At 64.0% G+C, this 17,417-nt stretch carries 21 protein-coding genes; 8 read left to right on the top strand and 13 right to left on the bottom strand.

Annotated features, from left to right (window positions below; all coding sequences use genetic code 11):
- Positions 1-10: 10 nt before the first annotated feature.
- Both A5634_RS21790 and A5634_RS21785 read right to left on the bottom strand, forming a co-directional pair.
- Positions 11-1,036, bottom strand: a complete 1,026-nt coding sequence (locus A5634_RS21790; RefSeq protein ID WP_065146096.1) for an NAD-dependent epimerase/dehydratase family protein — start codon at positions 1,034-1,036, stop codon at positions 11-13.
- Positions 1,033-1,539, bottom strand: a complete 507-nt coding sequence (locus A5634_RS21785) for a nuclear transport factor 2 family protein (RefSeq protein WP_065146095.1) — start codon at positions 1,537-1,539, stop codon at positions 1,033-1,035. Before A5634_RS21785 ends, A5634_RS21790 begins: the two co-directional genes overlap by 4 nt.
- Before the next feature lie 72 nt (positions 1,540-1,611).
- Here A5634_RS21785 and msrA point away from each other — a divergent pair, with 72 nt between their 5' ends.
- Positions 1,612-2,121 (top strand): peptide-methionine (S)-S-oxide reductase MsrA, encoded by a 510-nt coding sequence (msrA, locus tag A5634_RS21780; protein ID WP_065146094.1) that lies wholly within the window; start codon positions 1,612-1,614, stop codon positions 2,119-2,121.
- An 84-nt stretch (positions 2,122-2,205) separates the two neighbouring features.
- Here the strand turns inward: msrA and A5634_RS21775 are convergent, their stop codons facing one another.
- Positions 2,206-3,549 (bottom strand): cytochrome P450, encoded by a 1,344-nt coding sequence (locus A5634_RS21775; RefSeq protein WP_065146150.1) that lies wholly within the window; start codon positions 3,547-3,549, stop codon positions 2,206-2,208.
- A gap of 140 nt (positions 3,550-3,689) precedes the next feature.
- On the opposite strand from A5634_RS21775, the gene A5634_RS21770 reads away from it, so the two are divergent.
- Together A5634_RS21770 and A5634_RS21765 are read left to right on the top strand one after the other, a co-directional pair.
- Entirely contained in the window at positions 3,690-4,295 is a 606-nt protein-coding gene (locus A5634_RS21770; protein ID WP_065146093.1) for a TetR/AcrR family transcriptional regulator, read from the top strand.
- Positions 4,296-4,304: 9 nt separating this feature from the next.
- On the top strand, positions 4,305-4,517 hold the full coding sequence (locus A5634_RS21765; RefSeq protein ID WP_065146092.1) for a TOBE domain-containing protein: 213 nt from the start codon (positions 4,305-4,307) through the stop codon (positions 4,515-4,517).
- A gap of 84 nt (positions 4,518-4,601) precedes the next feature.
- On the opposite strand, the gene A5634_RS21760 is transcribed toward A5634_RS21765, so the two are convergent.
- Positions 4,602-5,486, bottom strand: a complete 885-nt coding sequence (locus A5634_RS21760) for an alpha/beta fold hydrolase (RefSeq protein WP_065146091.1) — start codon at positions 5,484-5,486, stop codon at positions 4,602-4,604.
- A gap of 15 nt (positions 5,487-5,501) precedes the next feature.
- On the bottom strand, positions 5,502-6,725 hold the full coding sequence (locus A5634_RS21755; RefSeq protein WP_155769652.1) for a sulfotransferase family protein: 1,224 nt from the start codon (positions 6,723-6,725) through the stop codon (positions 5,502-5,504).
- A 40-nt stretch (positions 6,726-6,765) separates the two neighbouring features.
- Here A5634_RS21755 and A5634_RS21750 point away from each other — a divergent pair, with 40 nt between their 5' ends.
- Together A5634_RS21750 and A5634_RS21745 are read left to right on the top strand one after the other, a co-directional pair.
- The gene (locus tag A5634_RS21750; protein ID WP_065146089.1) at positions 6,766-7,341 is read left to right on the top strand and encodes a TetR/AcrR family transcriptional regulator; all 576 of its coding nucleotides are present in this window, start codon (positions 6,766-6,768) and stop codon (positions 7,339-7,341) included.
- Positions 7,338-8,441: a DUF1214 domain-containing protein gene (locus A5634_RS21745; RefSeq protein WP_065146088.1), complete on the top strand. Its 1,104-nt coding sequence runs from the start codon at positions 7,338-7,340 to the stop codon at positions 8,439-8,441. The genes A5634_RS21750 and A5634_RS21745 overlap by 4 nt, the downstream gene beginning before the upstream one ends.
- Here the strand turns inward: A5634_RS21745 and A5634_RS21740 are convergent.
- The 4 genes from A5634_RS21740 to A5634_RS21725 form a co-directional block, all read right to left on the bottom strand.
- Positions 8,438-9,484, bottom strand: a complete 1,047-nt coding sequence (locus A5634_RS21740) for an LLM class flavin-dependent oxidoreductase (protein WP_065146087.1) — start codon at positions 9,482-9,484, stop codon at positions 8,438-8,440. The genes A5634_RS21745 and A5634_RS21740 overlap by 4 nt on opposite strands.
- Entirely contained in the window at positions 9,484-9,999 is a 516-nt protein-coding gene (locus A5634_RS21735) for an SRPBCC family protein (RefSeq protein WP_065146086.1), read from the bottom strand. The genes A5634_RS21740 and A5634_RS21735 overlap by 1 nt, the downstream gene beginning before the upstream one ends.
- A 96-nt stretch (positions 10,000-10,095) precedes the next feature.
- Positions 10,096-11,202, bottom strand: a complete 1,107-nt coding sequence (locus tag A5634_RS21730; protein WP_065146085.1) for a fatty acid desaturase family protein — start codon at positions 11,200-11,202, stop codon at positions 10,096-10,098.
- Positions 11,203-11,299: 97 nt separating this feature from the next.
- Complete coding sequence (locus A5634_RS21725; protein ID WP_065146084.1) at positions 11,300-12,373, bottom strand: flavin reductase family protein; 1,074 nt, start codon at positions 12,371-12,373, stop codon at positions 11,300-11,302.
- 69 nt (positions 12,374-12,442) lie between these two features.
- Between A5634_RS21725 and A5634_RS21720 the strand changes: the two genes are divergently transcribed.
- Positions 12,443-13,129 (top strand): TetR family transcriptional regulator, encoded by a 687-nt coding sequence (locus tag A5634_RS21720; protein ID WP_065146083.1) that lies wholly within the window; start codon positions 12,443-12,445, stop codon positions 13,127-13,129.
- 1 nt (position 13,130) lies between these two features.
- On the opposite strand, the gene A5634_RS21715 is transcribed toward A5634_RS21720, so the two are convergent.
- Entirely contained in the window at positions 13,131-13,436 is a 306-nt protein-coding gene (locus tag A5634_RS21715; RefSeq protein ID WP_065146082.1) for a hypothetical protein, read from the bottom strand.
- A 51-nt stretch (positions 13,437-13,487) separates the two neighbouring features.
- The gene (locus A5634_RS21710) at positions 13,488-14,093 is read right to left on the bottom strand and encodes a GNAT family N-acetyltransferase (RefSeq protein WP_065146081.1); all 606 of its coding nucleotides are present in this window, start codon (positions 14,091-14,093) and stop codon (positions 13,488-13,490) included.
- A 127-nt stretch (positions 14,094-14,220) separates the two neighbouring features.
- Between A5634_RS21710 and A5634_RS21705 the strand changes: the two genes are divergently transcribed.
- The gene (locus A5634_RS21705) at positions 14,221-15,516 is read left to right on the top strand and encodes an acyl-CoA dehydrogenase family protein (protein ID WP_065146080.1); all 1,296 of its coding nucleotides are present in this window, start codon (positions 14,221-14,223) and stop codon (positions 15,514-15,516) included.
- Between the two features lie 31 nt (positions 15,517-15,547).
- Here A5634_RS21705 and A5634_RS21700 read toward each other — a convergent pair whose 3' ends face one another.
- Positions 15,548-16,003, bottom strand: a complete 456-nt coding sequence (locus A5634_RS21700; protein WP_065146079.1) for a MaoC family dehydratase — start codon at positions 16,001-16,003, stop codon at positions 15,548-15,550.
- 158 nt (positions 16,004-16,161) lie between these two features.
- Positions 16,162-16,779: a mycothiol-dependent nitroreductase Rv2466c family protein gene (locus A5634_RS21695; RefSeq protein ID WP_065146078.1), complete on the bottom strand. Its 618-nt coding sequence runs from the start codon at positions 16,777-16,779 to the stop codon at positions 16,162-16,164.
- Between the two features lie 95 nt (positions 16,780-16,874).
- Here A5634_RS21695 and A5634_RS21690 point away from each other — a divergent pair, with 95 nt between their 5' ends.
- Positions 16,875-17,396 (top strand): metallophosphoesterase family protein, encoded by a 522-nt coding sequence (locus A5634_RS21690; RefSeq protein WP_065146077.1) that lies wholly within the window; start codon positions 16,875-16,877, stop codon positions 17,394-17,396.
- The last annotated feature ends 21 nt before the right edge of the window (positions 17,397-17,417 follow it).

The raw sequence follows: 17,417 nt of genomic DNA, 5'->3' as shown, positions 1-17,417 counted from the left end.
CCAGCCGAGCCTATTCAGATCGGGTGGCCTCGCTACTTCGCCTGGTCTTGCGCATGGCAGCCCAGAATCGGGCCGCTTCGCGGATTGAGTCTTCGACCGGGCGGGGCTGCCAACCCAACTCGCGGACCGCCTTGCTGTGGTCGAGGGGAGCTTCGGCACGCATCATCCGCACCGAATCGAGGCTGAGTTCGGCGTCCTTGCCGGTGAACCGGGCCCGCAGGCTCCCGATCGCCCCCAGGGCGTATAGCACCGGCACCGGGATCGACCGCTGCGGCGGCGGTACCCCAGCCTCGTCGGCCGCGATGCGCACCACGTCACTCAACGGGATCATGCGTTCGGAGATGAGGTACTTCTCCCCGTTGCGCCCGCGGTCAGCGGCCAGGATCATCGCCCGGGCCGCGTCGTCGACACCGACGACCTCCAACTCGATGCCGCTCATCAAAAACGGCAGTTTGCCGAAGACCGCGCCGGCGATGAACGCGCCGTGCGGGGTGCGGCCCCAGTCGCCGCTGCCGTAGGTGGTCGACACACACATCGCGACGGCGGGCAGGCCGTGCTCGGCGACGTAGCGCATTACCAGGTCCTCGGCCTGAACCCGGGACTGGACGTAGGGGGTGACCCGTTGGTCCGGACGGATCCGGTCGGATTCAGTGGCCACTTTTCCGCGCCGACGATCCACCGACGCATACGTGCTGGTGAAGATAAACCTATGCAGGTCAGCATTTTTGGCGACTTCAAGAACGTTGCGCAGACCCTCGACATTGGTCCGGAACAGCGGCGCGGGGTCCCGCAACCAGGCACGGGTGTCGACGACGCAGTAGTAGACGTCATCGCAGCTGTCCATTGCCTCGCGCACGGTGGCAGTGTCGAATACGTCGCCGTGAAACCGGGTGACGTCCAGGTCGTCGATGGCGCGAGTGTTGGCGGTGGAGCGCACCATCACGCGCACCTGATGACCGTCCTCGACCAGCAGTCGGGTGACGTGCGATCCGAGAAACCCGTTGGCACCTATGACTAATTTCGGTTTGGCGCTCATCGCGTGCCGCCGTACTGCTTCAGGAACGCTGCGGCGTCGTCGTCGAGATTGCCGAATTCCTGGGCTTTTCGGCACCACTTCAGCGCGGCCTGCACGAAACGCAGCGGGTTGTAGATGTCCTCTTGCTGACGCCACAGCCCGTCGCCGGCGTAGGTGATGATCGAGATGTTGGTCGCGGTGATCACGCTGCCGTCACCGGGGTCGCGCATCGGATTGTCCAGTTCCATGATCACGCGCCCGGTGGGCTCATCGATAACCGACCACAGCGACGGGAACTCCACCATGTGACTGCCGGGGAATGCGGTCATCGTGCGCTTGATCCAGGTACGCACTTCGTCGGGGCCGTGCATCGTGCCCGCCGCATGCTCGATGTAGGTGACATCGGGGGTGTAGTGCTCGACCCAGGCGTCCCAATCATGCGTTTCGGCTGCTCGGGCGACGGTCTGTTCGAACTTCGCGAAGGCCGCGGCCAGTTCGCTTTTCGGGAATTTCGGGCCGGTCACGAGCCGTTACACCTCACGGGCGGAGTGTAGCCTGGGGCGTAATTGGCGCCCGGACCGGTTAGGAGGACCGCAATGGCGAGTACGCAGCAGGCCATCCTGGCCGGTGGCTGTTTCTGGGGCATGCAAGATCTGATCCGTAAACAGCCGGGTGTGGTCTCCACTCGCGTCGGCTACAGCGGCGGCGACGTCCCGAACGCGACGTACCGCAATCACGGCACGCACGCCGAAGCTATCGAGATTGTCTTCGACCCGTCGGTCACCGACTATCGCAGCATCTTGGAGTTCTTCTTCCAGATCCACGATCCGACGACGAAGAACCGACAGGGCAACGACCGTGGCACCAGCTATCGGTCAGCGATCTTCTACCTCGATGACGAGCAGAAGCGGGTGGCGCTGGACACCATCGCTGACGTCGACGCGTCCGGCCTATGGCCGGGCAAGGTGGTGACCGAGGTCAGTCCCGCCGGGGATTTCTGGGAGGCCGAACCCGAGCATCAGGATTACCTCTTGCGGTATCCGCACGGGTACACCTGCCACTTCGTGCGGCCCGGCTGGAAGCTACCGCGCCGCGCTGAGGTTTAGCGGTTTGGCGCTGGCTGTGTAATCACGGCTTTCGGTGTGCACTCAGGGCGGGAATGTACCAATTTTCCCGCCCTGCATGCACTTTCAAAGCCCCAGCCGCACACTTTCTCGGCGCTTCACCACGATCCGGCCGCCGTCTCTGGGAATGAACGCGACACCGCGGTTGAAGGAACGCTCCCCCGGCGCGTCAGTGGTCTCAATGACGAAGTCGCGCAACACCGTTCGCAGCACCACGTCCATTTCCATGTTGGCGAAGGCCGCACCAACGCACCTGCGAGTGCCACCGCCGAACGGGATCCACGCCAACGACGACGGCTTGGATTTGATGAAGCGCTGCGGGTCGAACCGGTCCGGGTCGGGAAAGACGTCCGGGTTTCGGTGGATCTGCGAAATGCTGGTCATCAACGAATACCCTTGCGGGATAGTCCATTCCCCGAGTTGATACACCGGCACGTTGACGTTGCGTGCCGCGAAGTCGATGACATTGCCGAACCGCTGCACTTCCAGAATCGTGGCTTGGCGTAGCTCGCTACCGCCGCTGTCAGCCTCCTCGACCAACGCGGCCAACAGCTCGCCGTCCCGACTCACCCGCTCGAAAGCCCACGCCAATGTCGCCGCCGTGGTTTCGTGACCCGCCGCCAGTAGCGTCAGCAGTTCATCGCCAATGTCCTTGCGCGACATCACCGAACCGTCTTCGTAGGTGCTGCGCAGCAGCAGCGCCAGCACGTCGGTGCGATCCTCGAAGCCCGGATCGGTGCGTTCGCGCTCGATCAACTTGTCGATGACGAGGTCGTACTGTCGTCGCCAGTGGGCCATCCGGCCCCATGGGCTGAAGCGACCGTAGGTGCGCTTGGTCTGCGGCATCAGCGCCATTTTGGAACCTAACGTCACCCATGGCGGGATGATGCGACGCAGGTCGTCGAGGTCGGCGCCGTCGGCCCCGAAGATCGCGCGCAGGATGGCATTGAGCGTGATGTGATTCATCGACGGCAACGTCTCGAACGACTGCCCCTCCGGCCAGTTCGCCGTCTCGCGCAGCGTCTCCTCTTCGATGATGGTCTCGTACTTCTTCATGCTCTTGCCGTGAAACGGCGGTGCCAGCAGGCGGCGGCGTCGACGATGGTCATCGCGGTCGAGGGCGAACACCGAGCCCGAACCGAACAGCCGGCTCAGGTTGGGTTGAATGTTGCCCAGCTCGTCGGGGCTGGTCGTGAAGATCTGCCGGGCCAGCTGCGGGTCGCACACCACCACGACGTTTCCGAAGACCGGAATTTGCACCGTGAACACGTCGCCGTGACGACGCACCCACCGGTCCATGAAGCGCCGGCGCCCAAACGCGAAGCCGAAGCCCTGCAACAACTTTGGCCCCTTGAGAGCGGGGGGAAGCCGCACCGCGGGGGCGGCCGAAGGGGTGGTGACTTCGCTTATAGCGTCGGTGCTCATCGCGTCGCTGCTCCCAATATCTACCCCAGCACAGGGGTGGTACTGCGGGGTACCAGAGGTCTTTACACGAACGGTACTCTGTAGTACCAAACCTGACAAGCGTTCGGCCGAAAGGGGCAGGCTGGGTGACGGCACTGGCCGATGACACAGTTTTGGCTGAGCCTGATCCGTTCCGGCTTCGACTGCTCGACGGCCTGGACGCTTCGATCCGCGAGCGCGGTTACCGCGCCACTACCGTCGCCGATATCGTCCGCCACGCACGCACCTCCAAGCGGACGTTCTATGGCCAGTTCGCCAGCAAGGAACTGTGCTTCCTGGAACTGCTGCGCCTGGAGATTCAGACCATGGCGGCCGACATCCGCGGCGCGGTCGATCCCGAGGCCGACTGGCAGCAACAGATTCGCCAAGCCGTTGAGGGCTACGTCGGCAGCATCGAGTCCCGGCCGGCCATTGCGCTGAGCTGGATTCGCGAACTGCCCTACCTGGGCGACGTGGCCCGGCCGGTACAGCGCCAAGGTTTGGATCTGTTGACCAACCTGTTGATCAACCTGAGTAGCAGCCCTGGCTTCCGACGCGCCAACTTGCCGCCGCTGACGCCCCCGCTGGCGGTCATCCTGGTCGGGGGGTTGCGAGAACTGGTCGCGCTGGCCGTCGAGGACGGTCGGCCCGCCCGCGACATCGTCGAGCCCGCGGTAGATGCCTCGATCGCATTGCTCGGACCGCGACACTAGGCTGCCATCATGCGCCTTTCGACCCGAAACCAGCTCAAGGGAACCATTACCGAGGTTGACCTCGGCAACGTGATGGCGATCGTCAAGATCCGACTCGACGGTGGCGATCAGATCGTCACTTCATCGGTCACCAAGGACGCCGCCGTCGACCTCGGCCTCGAGGTCGGTCAGCCCGCGACAGTCTTCATCAAGTCCACCGAAGTTACGATCGGCGTCGAGTAACCGCGCCGGGCACCATGCGTGCCGAGCGCTGCTAAGCAGACACTAAAAGGGTTGTGCTGGAAGGTATTCCGATCCGGGCTCTGGTCAGGACCTGAGAAACGCGCGTAGCCGATCCAGCACCAGATCGGGTCGCTGGTCCACAATCCAATGTCCGACGCCTGGAACCAACTCGACGTCGAAATCGCTGATGTGGTCGGCGTATCCGTTGGTCCCGTCGGCGGTGATCACCGGATCCTCGGTGCCGGTCAACCAGCGCACCGGGACCGTCACGCGAGCTGAGTCGTACTCACCACGCGACCAGCTCAGCATCTCTTTGGACTGAAACGAGCGATACCAGCGCGAACCTGCCTCCGCGTGCCCGGGCTCGTTCATGCACTCGAGGTACAGCCGCATGTCTTCCTCGGGGAGGCGGAAACCGCCGCCCACCCACGATTCCAGCATGCGAGCGAACCGAGCCTTGGGATCACTGATCAGTCGGGGGCCGATCACCGGCAACGAAATCGGAATCTGATACCAGAACCGCCACAGACTGCGCAATGACCTCAGATCGCGTTTGACGAAGGGAGCCGCAGTATTAGCTCCGAAGAAGCCCGTCACTTTCTCCGGGTGTCGCAACATCATGATGAAGGCGACCGGCCCGCCCCAGTCGTGCGCGACCATCGTGACCGTTTGCACGCCCAGCTGATCCAAAACACCGGCCAGGTCGTCGGCCATCTCGCCTTTCAGATATGTCGTGCGAGGCGCCGAACTCCACCCCGAACCTCGTAGGTCAGGACACAGCACGCGGTAGCCGTCCGCGGCCAGTAAGCCGATCAGCGCACGCCATTCCCACCAGTTCTGCGGAAAGCCGTGCACCATCATCACGACGGGTCCGTCGGCCGGGCCGGCGTCGGCTACGTGGATTACGACGTCGTCACCCAGATCGACGAATCGGTGCTCAACGCCTTCGAGCTCAGGCATGGTGACCATGTTGAGAAACTAGTACTAGCGCAGGAAGCGCTCGACGTAGGGCGCGAAGCGGGCTCGCAGATCGCCTTCGTTCAGTCCGAACATCTCGTGCGACGTTTCGACACTGCCCAACCGGCCCCGCCGATGGCCGGTGAGATAGTCACCGATCGCCGCGCGGGCCACATCGGTGAACTCTTCGCCGGCCAGTGCGTAAACCCTTTCGGCAACCCCGAATTCGTCGGCCATGAAGTCGTCGAAGCGGATGTCAATGGAGCGGTCCGGGCCGATGGTGTCCCGGTCGCGGACGAGTGCGTTGAGCATTTGCTCGAGCCGGTCGATCCAGTATCGGGCGATCTGCGCGACCGGCACCGGCGAGCGGTGCATGCGGGCCGAGTAGGTGATCATGGCGACCATCGACAGTGCGACCGGGACGGGGTCTCGGTGGGTGAACACCACAATGCAGTCGGGGAAGACCCGATTCAGCACCGGCACCTGCTCGAGGTGCTGGGGTGACTTGAGCAGCCACCGCTTCCCGCCGCGCAGGAACTGCATGGCCCGGAGTTGGGTGGCGAGGTAGCGGTAGTGCGGCGTTTGGTCGTGCGCCTGGTAGTAGTCGCGCCATTGCGGTACATGGGCCAGCGTTTCGAACAGCATCGTCGAAAAATCGTTGGCCAGCAGCTGGATCTCTTCATGAACGTGATCGGTGGTCATCTCGTGCATCAACGCGAAATGCGGCATCACCAGATTGATCACGCCGACCGCGACGTCCATCCGGGTGCGCCGCGGGTCGGGCTGCTGGCCGGCCTCGGCCGGCAACGGGAACGGCTCGTTGCTTTCCCAGTACGGCATGGTGCGGAACGTGGGCGCCGCGGCCAGCAGATTGTGCAGATGGGTGGTGCCGGTTCGGGGCAGCCCGGCGATTACCACTGGCGACGGCAACTCGATGTCGTTGATCTCCGGGTTCCGGCTGAGCAGGTCGGCCAGCAGCAAGCGGTTCTTCAGCAACTGCAGCAGCTGACCGTAGAAGTTGACTACCCCGGCCCCGTGCAAGCCGTCGATGTCGCGCAGGGCTTTCAGGTAGACGTCGAGACGCTCGCGGTAGTCGGCGGGACCGAAATCGTCTAGGCCGGTGTCAGCACTCGCCTTGGCGCACAACGCATCAGCATCGAGGGGGCAGTCCGGGGCCATTGCGCCCATCATGTCCAGGATCGGTTGAGCCTCCGAACTGAAGCGGGGCTCGGTAAGGTCGTCCAACCGCATGGTTTCCGGCACGGCGACTTATGTTACTCTGAGTTTCGTAATGGTAGTAGACTTTGGTCGTCCCCGTGATCCGCGAATCGATGCGGCGGTGCTGAACGCCACCGTTGAACTGCTCGAGCAGACCGATTACTCGGGACTAAGGGTCTCCGCCATCGCCGAACGGGCCGGGACGAGTAAGCCCGCGATCTACCGGCGTTGGCCGAGCAAGGCGCACCTCGTACACGAGGCGGTGTTCCCGATCAGCGCCGAAACCGCTATTCCCGACACCGGCTCGCTACCCGACGATCTGCGCGAAATGGTCTGTCGCACAAAGAGCGCCCTCACGACACCCGCCGCGCGTGCCGCCCTACCCGGGTTAATAGGCGAGATGCCCGCCGATCCCACCCTGCATTCGGCACTGCTGGAACGGTTTTCCGACATCATCGCCGGTGGCCTCGCCCAGTTACTCGAAAAGGGTGCACACCGCGGCGAGGTACGACCCGACGTAACCGCGGACGAACTCGCCGAAACGATCGCGGGCGTCATACTGCTGGGCCTGCTCACCAGACCCAACGACATGGACGACGCGTGGATCGATCGCACCACGACCTTGCTCCTGAAAGGAATCAGCGCATGACGCACGAGTCGACTGCCGCGTGGAAAGATCTGCTCGCCACGCTCGGCGAACTCGACCGTTCGTTCCTGGAGGGCGACCGCGCCGTGACCGATGACCGGCACGTCGCCGACGGCTACCGCATGCTCGCCACGACACTGGGTGTGGCGCTGGACAACTACCTGTTTCCCGAACCCGGGCGCCCGCAGTTCGTCGCCGTGAACACCCCGTTCCGCCGGGACCGCCGTTGGGGTGGCGACAACACCGACGCGTACTACTACCTGTGCCCGGTCGATCCGCGACGCGGGTATCGCATCAGCGGCAATAAGGGTGACAGCGTGTACTTTTCGGTCACGGCCTACAACGAGCCCGCGCCGGGCGCGTGGTCGGACCGAGTCGTTGCCATCGTCCGCGACACCGATCTGGACATCGACGCCGAAGGAAACTTCTCCTTCGAATTCCCGCCGACGCCTGACGCGGCCGCGCTGATGACTCGTGATTACCAGGCCGATCCGTTGACCGGGCGCCCGGTCGTCTGGAATATCGAACCGCTCGACGAGCCGGATCCGATCGAACATGGCGACGCCGAGACCGCGGCCAGCCTACGGGCGGCGACCACGTGGCTGCGCACCATGTTTGCCATCGTGCCGTTGGCCGTGGGGACGCGGAGCGACGACGGGCACGCGCTGGGCCACGAAGTCGCCCATGCGGCAAACGAATTCGCCGAACCGTACCAGGTTCCGGATGCCAACTTCGGCTGGTCGGCGCGAGATGCCTGCTATGCCTACGGCAGTTTCGTGCTCGAGGATGACGAAGCGCTGGTGATCACGCATCGGCCGCCGTCGTGCAGATTCTGGAACATGGTGGTGTGGAATCAGTTCATGGCGACCTACGGTGCGGCTGACGCACGGTGTTCGGTGAACGGGCATAGCGCAGTGCCCAACAGTGACGGGTCGGTCACCATCGTGCTGGCCAGCGCCAGCACGGGCCACCCCAATTCACTGACGACACTGGGCTATCCGCGCGGCAACCTAGCGTTTCGATGGTTCCTCGCCGACGGGGTGCCGTCGCGCCCGGAGGTGCAACTCGTCAAGGTGTCGGACGCGCCCACCGCCGTGCGTTAGACCTCGCGGACCAGTTCGATGGCCCGACCGAGCGTGGCGAGCTTGGCGTCCAGCGTGTCCCCCGCGGGATAGAGACGCACAGTGTCAACTCCCGCGTCACGCCAAACGGCAAGGCGCGCACGGACCATCGCTTCGGTACCGATAAGCGTTGTGGCGAGCACCATCTCGTCGGTGATCAGCGCGGCGGCGCCCGGGCGGTCACCGGCCTGCCAGCGTTCCCGCACCGCGGCGGCAACCTCTTCCCAGCCTTGCCGGCTGTAGGCCTGGTTGTAGAAGTTCGTAGTGGCCGAACCCATTCCGCCGAGGCTGAAGGCAAGCTCCATCTTGCGCCCGGCCACCATCTCACGCAGCTCATCCTCGTCGGCGGCGAAGGCGACTTCGGCACCCTGACAGATATCTATGTCGGCCCTGGTGCGTCCGGCAGCGGCCAAACCCTGGTCCAGGTGGGCGAAGTAGGCCTCGTCGGCACCTTCCGGAACGAAGCTGGTGCCCAGCCAACCGTCGGCAATCTGGCCGGTCAGGGACAGCATCGCCGGTGAGAGAGTGGCCAGATAGATGGGTATCGGGTGCTCGGGTCTGGTCGACAGCCGCATCGGGACGGCCTCACCGCCCGGGCGGGGGATCTGAATTTCCTTGCCGGAGTAGGAGATTTTGCCGCCCTCGAACACTTGGCGGACGATCTCGACGGTCTCGCGGGTGCGGGTCAGTGGCCGGGCGAACGCCACTCCATGCAAACCCTCCATCACCTGCGGCCCCGACACACCGAGACCCAGCAGGAACCGTCCACCCGAGAGGTTGGCCAACGTGATCGCCGTTTGCGCCACGAGCACCGGCGAGCGCGTACCGATCTGGATGACGCCCGACCCCAGCAGCATCCGGTCGGTGCGGGCCGCCAGGTATCCGATGACCGACGGGGCGTCGGTGCCCCAGGCCTCGGCAACCCAGCAAACGTCGAGACCCAGCCGCTGCGCCTCGACGACGAAGGCGACTGCTTCCGTAGCGGCGTGGCCTGCCGAGAGTTCGACCGTCGTCGCGGTCCGCATCACCGCACTCCGTGTTCGGCCAGCCTCTTGATCGATGCCAGGGTCTTGTCGATCGCGGCTTCGAATTCCCGCAACCGTACGAAGACGATCTTTTCTTCCTTGTCGGGCATCGAGTCGATGGCATTCGACAATCCGGAACGACCCGGGCCCATCTGCATCCAGAACGACAGCGCAGTGCCGCCGTCGCGTGGCGTCAGCCGAAACCGCCAGACTGCCGCTGGATTGGCGATTTCCCCAACAGCCCAAGCGAATTCGCGTGGCTGGTCAAACGACACGATCTGGGAAGTCGTGCTCCACGTGCCGAATGCGTCGTGCTCGTTGTGCCCGACGAAACGGGCCCCGATCCGGGGCTCGCTGGCCCCGTCCAACCACGCCACCGACTGCAGTTCATTGCTGAGGGAGGGCATCAGCTCAATGTCGGAGACCAGACTCCAGACACGCTGGGGATTGGCGTCGACCCAGGTGGAAGCTTCCACGGTCGGCTTATCCGAATAGCGCACACCGGTCCACTCCACCGCCCTATTGTCCACCCGAAATGGCGCCGAGTCTGCGTCCAGGGTGACCCGATGTCGAATTGACACACCCTGGACGCAGTCCCGGCGCCATTAGCGCTACGCAGCCACCAACTCCCGTCCGGCGGACACCTTGGCTTTGCGCTTACGGGTCCACGAATCGGGGAACGTCAACCGCACGATCTTGCGGACCACCGTGCCGAACTGCTTGAGCAGCGGGCCCTTGTTGTAGGGGATCCCGTAGCGCTCGCAGATCTCCTGCACCTCGGGTGCGATCTCGGCGTACCGGCGCGCCGGCATGTCCGGGAACAGGTGGTGCTCAATCTGGTGCGACAAGTTGCCCGACAGTAGGTGAAAGACCCTGCCGCCGGTCAGGTTCGCCGAACCGAGTACCTGACGGAAATACCACTGACCGCGCGTTTCGTCCTTGGTCTCGTCGATGGTGAATTCCTGCGTCCCGTCCGGGAAGTGCCCGCAGAAGATGATCATGTAGGACCACACGTTGCGCATCAGGTTGGCGGTGAGGTTCCCGGTGAAGACGAACGGTGCGAACGGACCGGCCAGCAGCGGGAAGGCGACGTAGTCCTTCAGCGTCTGGCGGCGGGTTTTCTTCCAGATCTCCTTCAACGTCTCGCGCTTGTCGCGGACGGTGATCTCACCGGAGCGGATCCGCTCGGTTTCCAGCTCGTGCAGCGCCACACCGTACTGGAACAGCACCATCAGCAGGAATGCGTAGACGGGGTTGCCCAGGAAGTACCGCTCCCAGGGCTGGTCTTCACTCATCCGGATGATGCCGTAACCGATGTCGCGGTCCATTCCGACGATGTTGGTGTGAGTGTGGTGCATGTAGTTGTGCGAATGCCGCCACTGATCGGCCGGGCAGGCGGTATCCCACTCGAAGTCACGGCCGGAGATCGTCGGGTCACGCATCCAGTCGTACTGGCCGTGCATGATGTTGTGCCCGATCTCCATGTTGTCCAGGATCTTCGCGATGCCGAGCATGCCCGTGCCGAGCAGCCAGGCCGGGGGCAGAAACAGCAGCACGCGGCCGCCGACTTCCAGGGCACGCTGGGTCTTGATGACCTTGCGGATGTACTCGGCGTCTTCTTCGCCGAGCTTTGCCATCACACGTTCCTTGATGGCGTCGAGTTCACGTCCGAAGGCGTCGGTCTGGTCTTTGGTGAGGACGATTTTGTTCTGGGACATGGCATTTCCTTCCAGAGTTTTGGGGCTGACGGGTCTGGGCGAGTGTGAATCTGACGACGCGAAAAGCCGCGGGGCCGTCGCCAGATTCACGGTCGGCTTAGAGGGCGATATCGACGTCGCCGACGGGGACGGATACACAGATCTGCACCTTCTCGTCGGGTGCGGTGGAGACGGCGCCGGTCACCAGGTTGCGCACCGTGCCGGAAGTCTTGCGCCGCGTGCAGGTGTGGCAGATACCCATCCGGCAACCGTTTTCCGGTTTCAGGCCTGCCGCCTCGGCCTGTTCCAGCAGCGAGCGGCCGTCGTCTTCGACGTCGATCTTGCTGTCCGCGAACTTGACGCGACCACCGGACGGATTGGCCGGCGGTTCGAACACGGGCGGCACGAAACTTTCAGTGAACACGTTTTCACAGTGCGCCTTGACGGCGTCGACCAAAGGGGTTGGCCCGCAGACGAACACCGCGTCGGGCGCCTCCATCGCGGCGGCCAGGTGCGCGGCGTCGAAGCGGCCGTCCAGGTCGCCGACACCCGAGCGGGTGTAGCCGTGCAGCACCCGCACTCCGGGCATCGCGGCCAGCTCCTCGCGGTAGCACGCTTGCTTAGGGGTGCGGGCGTAGTGCACGAAAGCGATCTCGCCGGAATGGCCTTCGGCGACCAGTGTGCGCAGCATCGCCATGACCGGCGTAATGCCGCTCCCGCCGGAGACGAACAGGATCCTTCGCGGACGCAGTTCGGGCATGACGAAGTCGCCACCGACGCCGTCCAACCCAACGACCATGCCGCGACGTGCCCGCTCGTACAGGTACGTCGATACCAGGCCGCCGTCGTGGACACCGATCGTGAGTTCGAGTGAGTTGCTGCCTTCGACGTTGGCCGGCGAGTAGCACCGCGAGTGCATCCGCCCGTCGATCTCGACAGTCACGTTGACGAACTGGCCCGCCCGGACGCGGTGACGCTCAGTGAACGCATCGTTCGGAGCCAGCGTTAGCGTGACGCTGCGGGGCGTGGTGCGCCGCACGTCGATCACCTTGGCGCGGGGTTCGCCCGACGTCCAGGTCGGCGTCACAAGCTCGGTGTACCGGTCGACGCCGTGCGGCCCGGTGAGCAGATCGACGAGGTCTGAACTCAGGACTCGCTTGGCGAACGTCCGAGTGAAAGTTTGAGTGAACATATGTACACCGTGACATCGTTCTGCGCAGGTGGTCAAGGGTTTCGCCAGCTCTGTGTTACGGTTCACATAGTGAACAGTCGTACTCCTAGCTCACACCCGCGGCGATCGAGCCGGGACCGGAGCCGAGAGAGCTCCCGCGACACGCCTTCGCGTGAGGAACGCAAAGAGGCGACCCGGCGCGCGATCATCGCCGCCGCTCTTAAGGCGCTCAATGACCGCAGCTTCAGCGGGCTGAGCCTGCGTGAGGTAACCCGCGAGGCCGGAATCGTACCCGCGGCTTTCTATCGCCACTTCGAGTCGATGGAGGCCCTCGGCCTGGTGCTGATCGACGAGTCGTTCCGCAGCCTGCGTGACACGTTGCGCGGGGCACGCGCGGGCAAGCTGGACCCCAACCGCGTGATCGAATCGTCGGTGGAAATCCTGGTCGGCAGTGTCGCCGAGCAGCGCGAGCACTGGCGCTTTATTTCGCGCGAACGATCGACCGGCGTTTCGGTGCTGCGCTATGCGATTCGCACCGAGATCAGGCTGATCGTCTCTGAACTCGCGACCGACCTCGCTCGTTTCCCACGGCTCAACGAGTGGAGCACCGAAGACCTCAACGTGCTGGCCAGCCTGTTCGTCAACGCGATGATCGTCACCGCCGAGGCCATCGAGGACGCCCAGAGCACCGAAGCGTTAGAAGAGATTCACCGGATCGCGGTTAAGCAATTGCGGATGATCGCTATCGGTGTCGCCGGCTGGAAGAGTAATCCCTGATTCACTCGTCGACGACGGTGAACAGCGACTGTCCGTCCTCCGGAGTGCCGTCGACCTGGCCGCGGTGAACGCGTCCCGGCAGGTCGTCAGCGGGCTCACCACCGGGCGTAATGACGTCTGGTTCTTCGGCCGCCAGTCGGGCGTCAAGCGATTCTCCCTCGCGTTCTTCACGCGCGGTCATACCGAACTTATCGGCTTCGCTCCAGTCGTCCGGCGGGTCCACCACGGTGTCGCCGTCATCGTTGCGAACTTCGTCGGAGTCGGTGGCCTCTTGAGGCCTCAGGGTTTCGTCGGGACCACCTTGCATAGGCGTTTGGTTGCCCGGGGAGGCGCGGGTTAAACCTTGGGCAGTCGCCGCTCAGCGTGGATCGCGCCACATCGGCCACAGCGTCGGGCCGCCGTCGGGGATGGTGATCTCGCCGGTGACCCGGAAGCCGAAACGCTCGTAGTACGGCACATTTTCGGGTTTGCTCGACTCGAGATAGGCGGGGCAGTACTCGGCGTCGCAGCGGTCTAGCCGCGATTGCATCAGCACCTGACCGAAGCCTTTACCGCGGACCGTCGGATCGCTGCCGAGAACGGCCAGATACCAGTGCGGTTCCTCGGGGTGCTCGCGTTTCATAATTTCCTGCACCACGCGGCCGCGCGCTGATCGCAAGCCGGTCACCCGCAGGAATGCCGGCATCTGGCGAAGCTGCGCCCAACGCGATTCCTGCCAACCGTTCGGGGGGTCCCACAGGGCGGCGGCACCGATACCCGGCCCGTCGCAGGCCACTTCAACGCCGCCTTTGGCGAGGTGATGGTGACGGGTCATCGTCGCAAAGACTCGGTGCAGCTGCGCCCGGCGCACATCGTCGTCAGGGACGATCCATGTGGTGACCGGATCGTCGAAAAACGCTCGGCCGAGCGTACGGGCCAATTCGCCAACATCAGCTTTCCGCGCCGGGCGCGCCTGTGCGGTCACCTCACACACCGTAGGTGGGTGGTCCCCGCTGCGCCAGCGCGTACCCGGCTGCCGGCTCGGCACATACGATGGGGTGGCTCCATCAACGATGCCGGTGCGATGCTGCGCCGGAGGACGGTGACTAACGGTGTGGGACTTCGAAACTGACCCGGAATATCAGGCAAAGCTGGACTGGGTCGAGAAATTCATGGTCGACGAACTCGAACCGCTCGACCTCGTGGCGCTTGATCCGTACGACAAGAACAACGCCGAGATGATGTCGATTCTGCAGCCTTTGCAGCAGCAGGTGAAAGACCAGGGGCTGTGGGCGGCCCACTTGACCCCAGATCTCGGCGGACAGGGTTTTGGCCAGGTCAAGCTGGCGCTGCTCAACGAGATTCTCGGGCGCTCGAGGTGGGCCCCGTCGGTGTTCGGCTGCCAGGCGCCGGACTCGGGTAACGCCGAGATTCTGGCGTTGTTCGGGACCGAGGAGCAGAAGGCGCGTTACCTGCAGCCGTTGCTGGACGGCGAGATCACGTCTTGTTATTCGATGACCGAGCCACAGGGCGGGTCGGACCCGGGACTGTTCGTCACGTCGGCCAAGCGGGACGGGGACGATTGGATCATCAACGGCGAGAAGTGGTTTTCCACCAACGCCAAGCATGCGTCGTTCTTCATCGTCATGGCCGTCACCAATCCCGAGGGCCGAACTTACGAGAAGATGTCGCTGTTCATCGTGCCGGCCGAGACGCCCGGCATCGAGATCATCCGCAATGTCGGCGTGGGGGTGGAGTCAGCCAAACGCGCTTCGCATGCTTATGTCCGCTACCGCGACGTCCGGGTGCCCGCCGACCACGTGCTCGGCGGTGAGGGGCAGGCGTTCATGATCGCCCAAACCCGGCTCGGCGGCGGGCGTATTCACCACGCCATGCGCACAATTGCGTTGGCGCGCAGGGCATTCGACATGATGTGCGAGCGCGCGGTGTCGCGCCAAACGCGGCACGGCCGATTGTCGGACTTCCAGATGACCCAGGAGAAGGTCGCTGATAGCTGGATTCAGATCGAGCAGTTCCGGTTGCTGGTGCTGCGTACGGCGTGGCTGATCGACAAGCACCGCGACTACCAGAAGGTGCGGCGCGATATCGCGGCGGTCAAGGTCGCCATGCCGCAGGTTCTGCATGACGTGGCGCAGCGGGCCCTGCACTTACATGGCGCACTCGGCGTCTCCGACGAGATGCCGTTCGTCAAGATGATGGTGGCCGCGGAGTCACTGGGTATCGCCGACGGCGCCACCGAGTTGCACAAGATGACGGTGGCCCGTCGCACCTTGCGTGAATATCAGCCGGTATCAACGCCTTTCCCGTCTCAGCACATTCCGACGCGCAAAGCTGAGGCCGAGGCCAGGTTGGCCGCGCGGCTGGAACACTCGATCGCCGAGTTCTAGCCGCACGTTCCTCGCGCGAGCAGACGCAGGCTTAGGTGACGTAGCGCACGATGCTCTCGGCCACACAGGCGGGCTTGGGCGATCCGTCGATCTCAACGGTGGTCGACACGATTGCCTGCACGGCGCCGTTGCCGACGTCTTCGACGTTGACCAGCGAGCTGGTCGCACGTACCCGGGAACCCACCGGGACCGGCGCCGGGAAACGAACTTTGTTGAGGCCGTAGTTGATTGCCAGCTTGATGCCTTTGACGGTGTACATGTCGTGCTGCAACCGCGGTAGCAACGACAGGGTCATGAAGCCGTGGGCGATGGTGGTCCCGAATGGACCTTTGGCGGCGCGCTCCGGGTCGACGTGGATCCATTGGTGATCACCGGTGGCATCGGCGAACAGGTTGACCTCTTCCTGACTGATCGTCACCCAGTCGCTCTGACCGATTGTCTCGCCCGCGGCGGCAGCAAGGTCGTCGACTGACTCAAAGGTGCGCATTGTCCCTACTTTCGGTCGGTTGCGACCAATACTGCCGGATGCGGCAATGCGCTGTGCTGTCGGGTTGGCGACTTAGCCGCGGCGTGGTCTGCGCTTTCCCAGCACCGTGTGAGCTGACCGAATCGTGGGCTGAGCAGATAGATCTCGATCAACGCGACTCACGAACTGCGTTCGCGCGGCCGCTGCAATTCGGCGAACACCGGGGCGGCGGCCAGCGTAGCTATCGCGTCGAATACCGCGGCCGTGTCCTGCTCGTCGACCGAGCCTGTTAACACCGGACCGAAAAAGGTTTGTCCGTCAATCCGCAAAATCGGGCTACCCGAGGAATCACCGAGAGCGTCCTGACCCGCCTGGTGCGAATCGAGCAAAACTGCGTCCAGGGACGTATCGGACTTCGCGGCCGCAACGCCATTTGCGACTCCCACTTCGGACAACACATGCGTTATGAGCTCTTCGCTGAGCGGTTCAGATCGATCGAAGTACCGCTCACCGAATACGAAATACGCATTGACCCACTCGGCGGCGCCCTTGTCACGCGCCAGCGCGGCCATGATCCGGCCGACGGCTCGCGAGTCGCGCATGCGGGTCTGTTGAGCGGGCGGCAGTTCCTGACCTTCGTTCAGGATCGCCAAGCTCATCAGCTTCCAATCCACGGCGATGCCGGTCTTCTCGCCCACGGCGCGAAGCCAACGCGCAGTGTTCCAGGAGAACGGACACACCGGGTCCAACCACAGGGTCGCGTTCGGTTCACGGCGAGCATCACCTTCGAGCGTCATTTCCCACCTTCTTCCCTGACGAGAGTTTCTCCAGTTCATCGGTTGATAAACACGGCCGATACGGGCGCTGTCGCTGGTCGTGCCATCGTGGAATCATGCGGCTTCTCCTGATTGCCGACACGCACGTCCCGAAGCGGGCCCGCGACCTACCTGGCCAGGTTTGGGACGAGGTCGCTTCGGCCGACGTCGTCGTGCACGCTGGTGACTGGGTCACACCCGATTTGCTCGACCACCTCGAAGCCAGGTCGAAGCGGTTGCTCGCGTGCTGGGGCAACAATGACGGCGACGAGCTGCGTTCCCGCTTGCCGGAACGCGCGGACGCTGACCTGGGCGGTCTGCACTTCACCGTGGTGCACGAGACCGGGGCCGCCGGCGGCCGCGACGCGCGGATGTCGCGGCTCTATCCGGATACCGACGTGCTGGTCTTCGGGCACAGCCACATTCCGTGGGACACGACGACGGCGACGGGCCTGCGCCTACTGAACCCAGGGTCACCGACGGATCGGCGCAGGCAGCCGCACTGCACGTACATGATTGCCACCCTCGGTCGCCGAGGGAAGCCGACGCTGGACGTGGCCCTGCACCGGCTCGACGCCACGGCGGCCGGTAATAGATAGCTCTGCCACAGAGGTATTATG

Origin of the sequence: Mycobacterium asiaticum (assembly GCF_001673365.1) — a bacterium.
Taxonomy (GTDB): Bacteria; Actinomycetota; Actinomycetes; order Mycobacteriales; family Mycobacteriaceae; genus Mycobacterium; species Mycobacterium asiaticum_A.
The sequence above is the reverse complement of the archived record's forward strand: the minus strand, read 5'-3'. Positions and strand labels throughout refer to the sequence as shown.

What these genes read in the sequence shown, in the direction of transcription:
- A5634_RS21790 (WP_065146096.1), bottom strand. Translation starts at nt 1,036, where the DNA reads ATGAGCGCCAAACCGAAATTAGTCATAGGTGCCAACGGGTTTCTCGGA.
- msrA (WP_065146094.1), top strand. Translation starts at nt 1,612, where the DNA reads ATGGCGAGTACGCAGCAGGCCATCCTGGCCGGTGGCTGTTTCTGGGGC.
- A5634_RS21765 (WP_065146092.1), top strand. Translation starts at nt 4,305, where the DNA reads ATGCGCCTTTCGACCCGAAACCAGCTCAAGGGAACCATTACCGAGGTT.
- A5634_RS21760 (WP_065146091.1), bottom strand. Translation starts at nt 5,486, where the DNA reads ATGGTCACCATGCCTGAGCTCGAAGGCGTTGAGCACCGATTCGTCGAT.
- A5634_RS21755 (WP_155769652.1), bottom strand. Translation starts at nt 6,725, where the DNA reads ATGCGGTTGGACGACCTTACCGAGCCCCGCTTCAGTTCGGAGGCTCAA.
- A5634_RS21750 (WP_065146089.1), top strand. Translation starts at nt 6,766, where the DNA reads ATGGTAGTAGACTTTGGTCGTCCCCGTGATCCGCGAATCGATGCGGCG.
- A5634_RS21745 (WP_065146088.1), top strand. Translation starts at nt 7,338, where the DNA reads ATGACGCACGAGTCGACTGCCGCGTGGAAAGATCTGCTCGCCACGCTC.
- A5634_RS21740 (WP_065146087.1), bottom strand. Translation starts at nt 9,484, where the DNA reads ATGCGGACCGCGACGACGGTCGAACTCTCGGCAGGCCACGCCGCTACG.
- A5634_RS21730 (WP_065146085.1), bottom strand. Translation starts at nt 11,202, where the DNA reads ATGTCCCAGAACAAAATCGTCCTCACCAAAGACCAGACCGACGCCTTC.
- A5634_RS21725 (WP_065146084.1), bottom strand. Translation starts at nt 12,373, where the DNA reads ATGTTCACTCAAACTTTCACTCGGACGTTCGCCAAGCGAGTCCTGAGT.
- A5634_RS21715 (WP_065146082.1), bottom strand. Translation starts at nt 13,436, where the DNA reads ATGCAAGGTGGTCCCGACGAAACCCTGAGGCCTCAAGAGGCCACCGAC.
- A5634_RS21700 (WP_065146079.1), bottom strand. Translation starts at nt 16,003, where the DNA reads ATGCGCACCTTTGAGTCAGTCGACGACCTTGCTGCCGCCGCGGGCGAG.
- A5634_RS21695 (WP_065146078.1), bottom strand. Translation starts at nt 16,779, where the DNA reads ATGACGCTCGAAGGTGATGCTCGCCGTGAACCGAACGCGACCCTGTGG.
- A5634_RS21690 (WP_065146077.1), top strand. Translation starts at nt 16,875, where the DNA reads ATGCGGCTTCTCCTGATTGCCGACACGCACGTCCCGAAGCGGGCCCGC.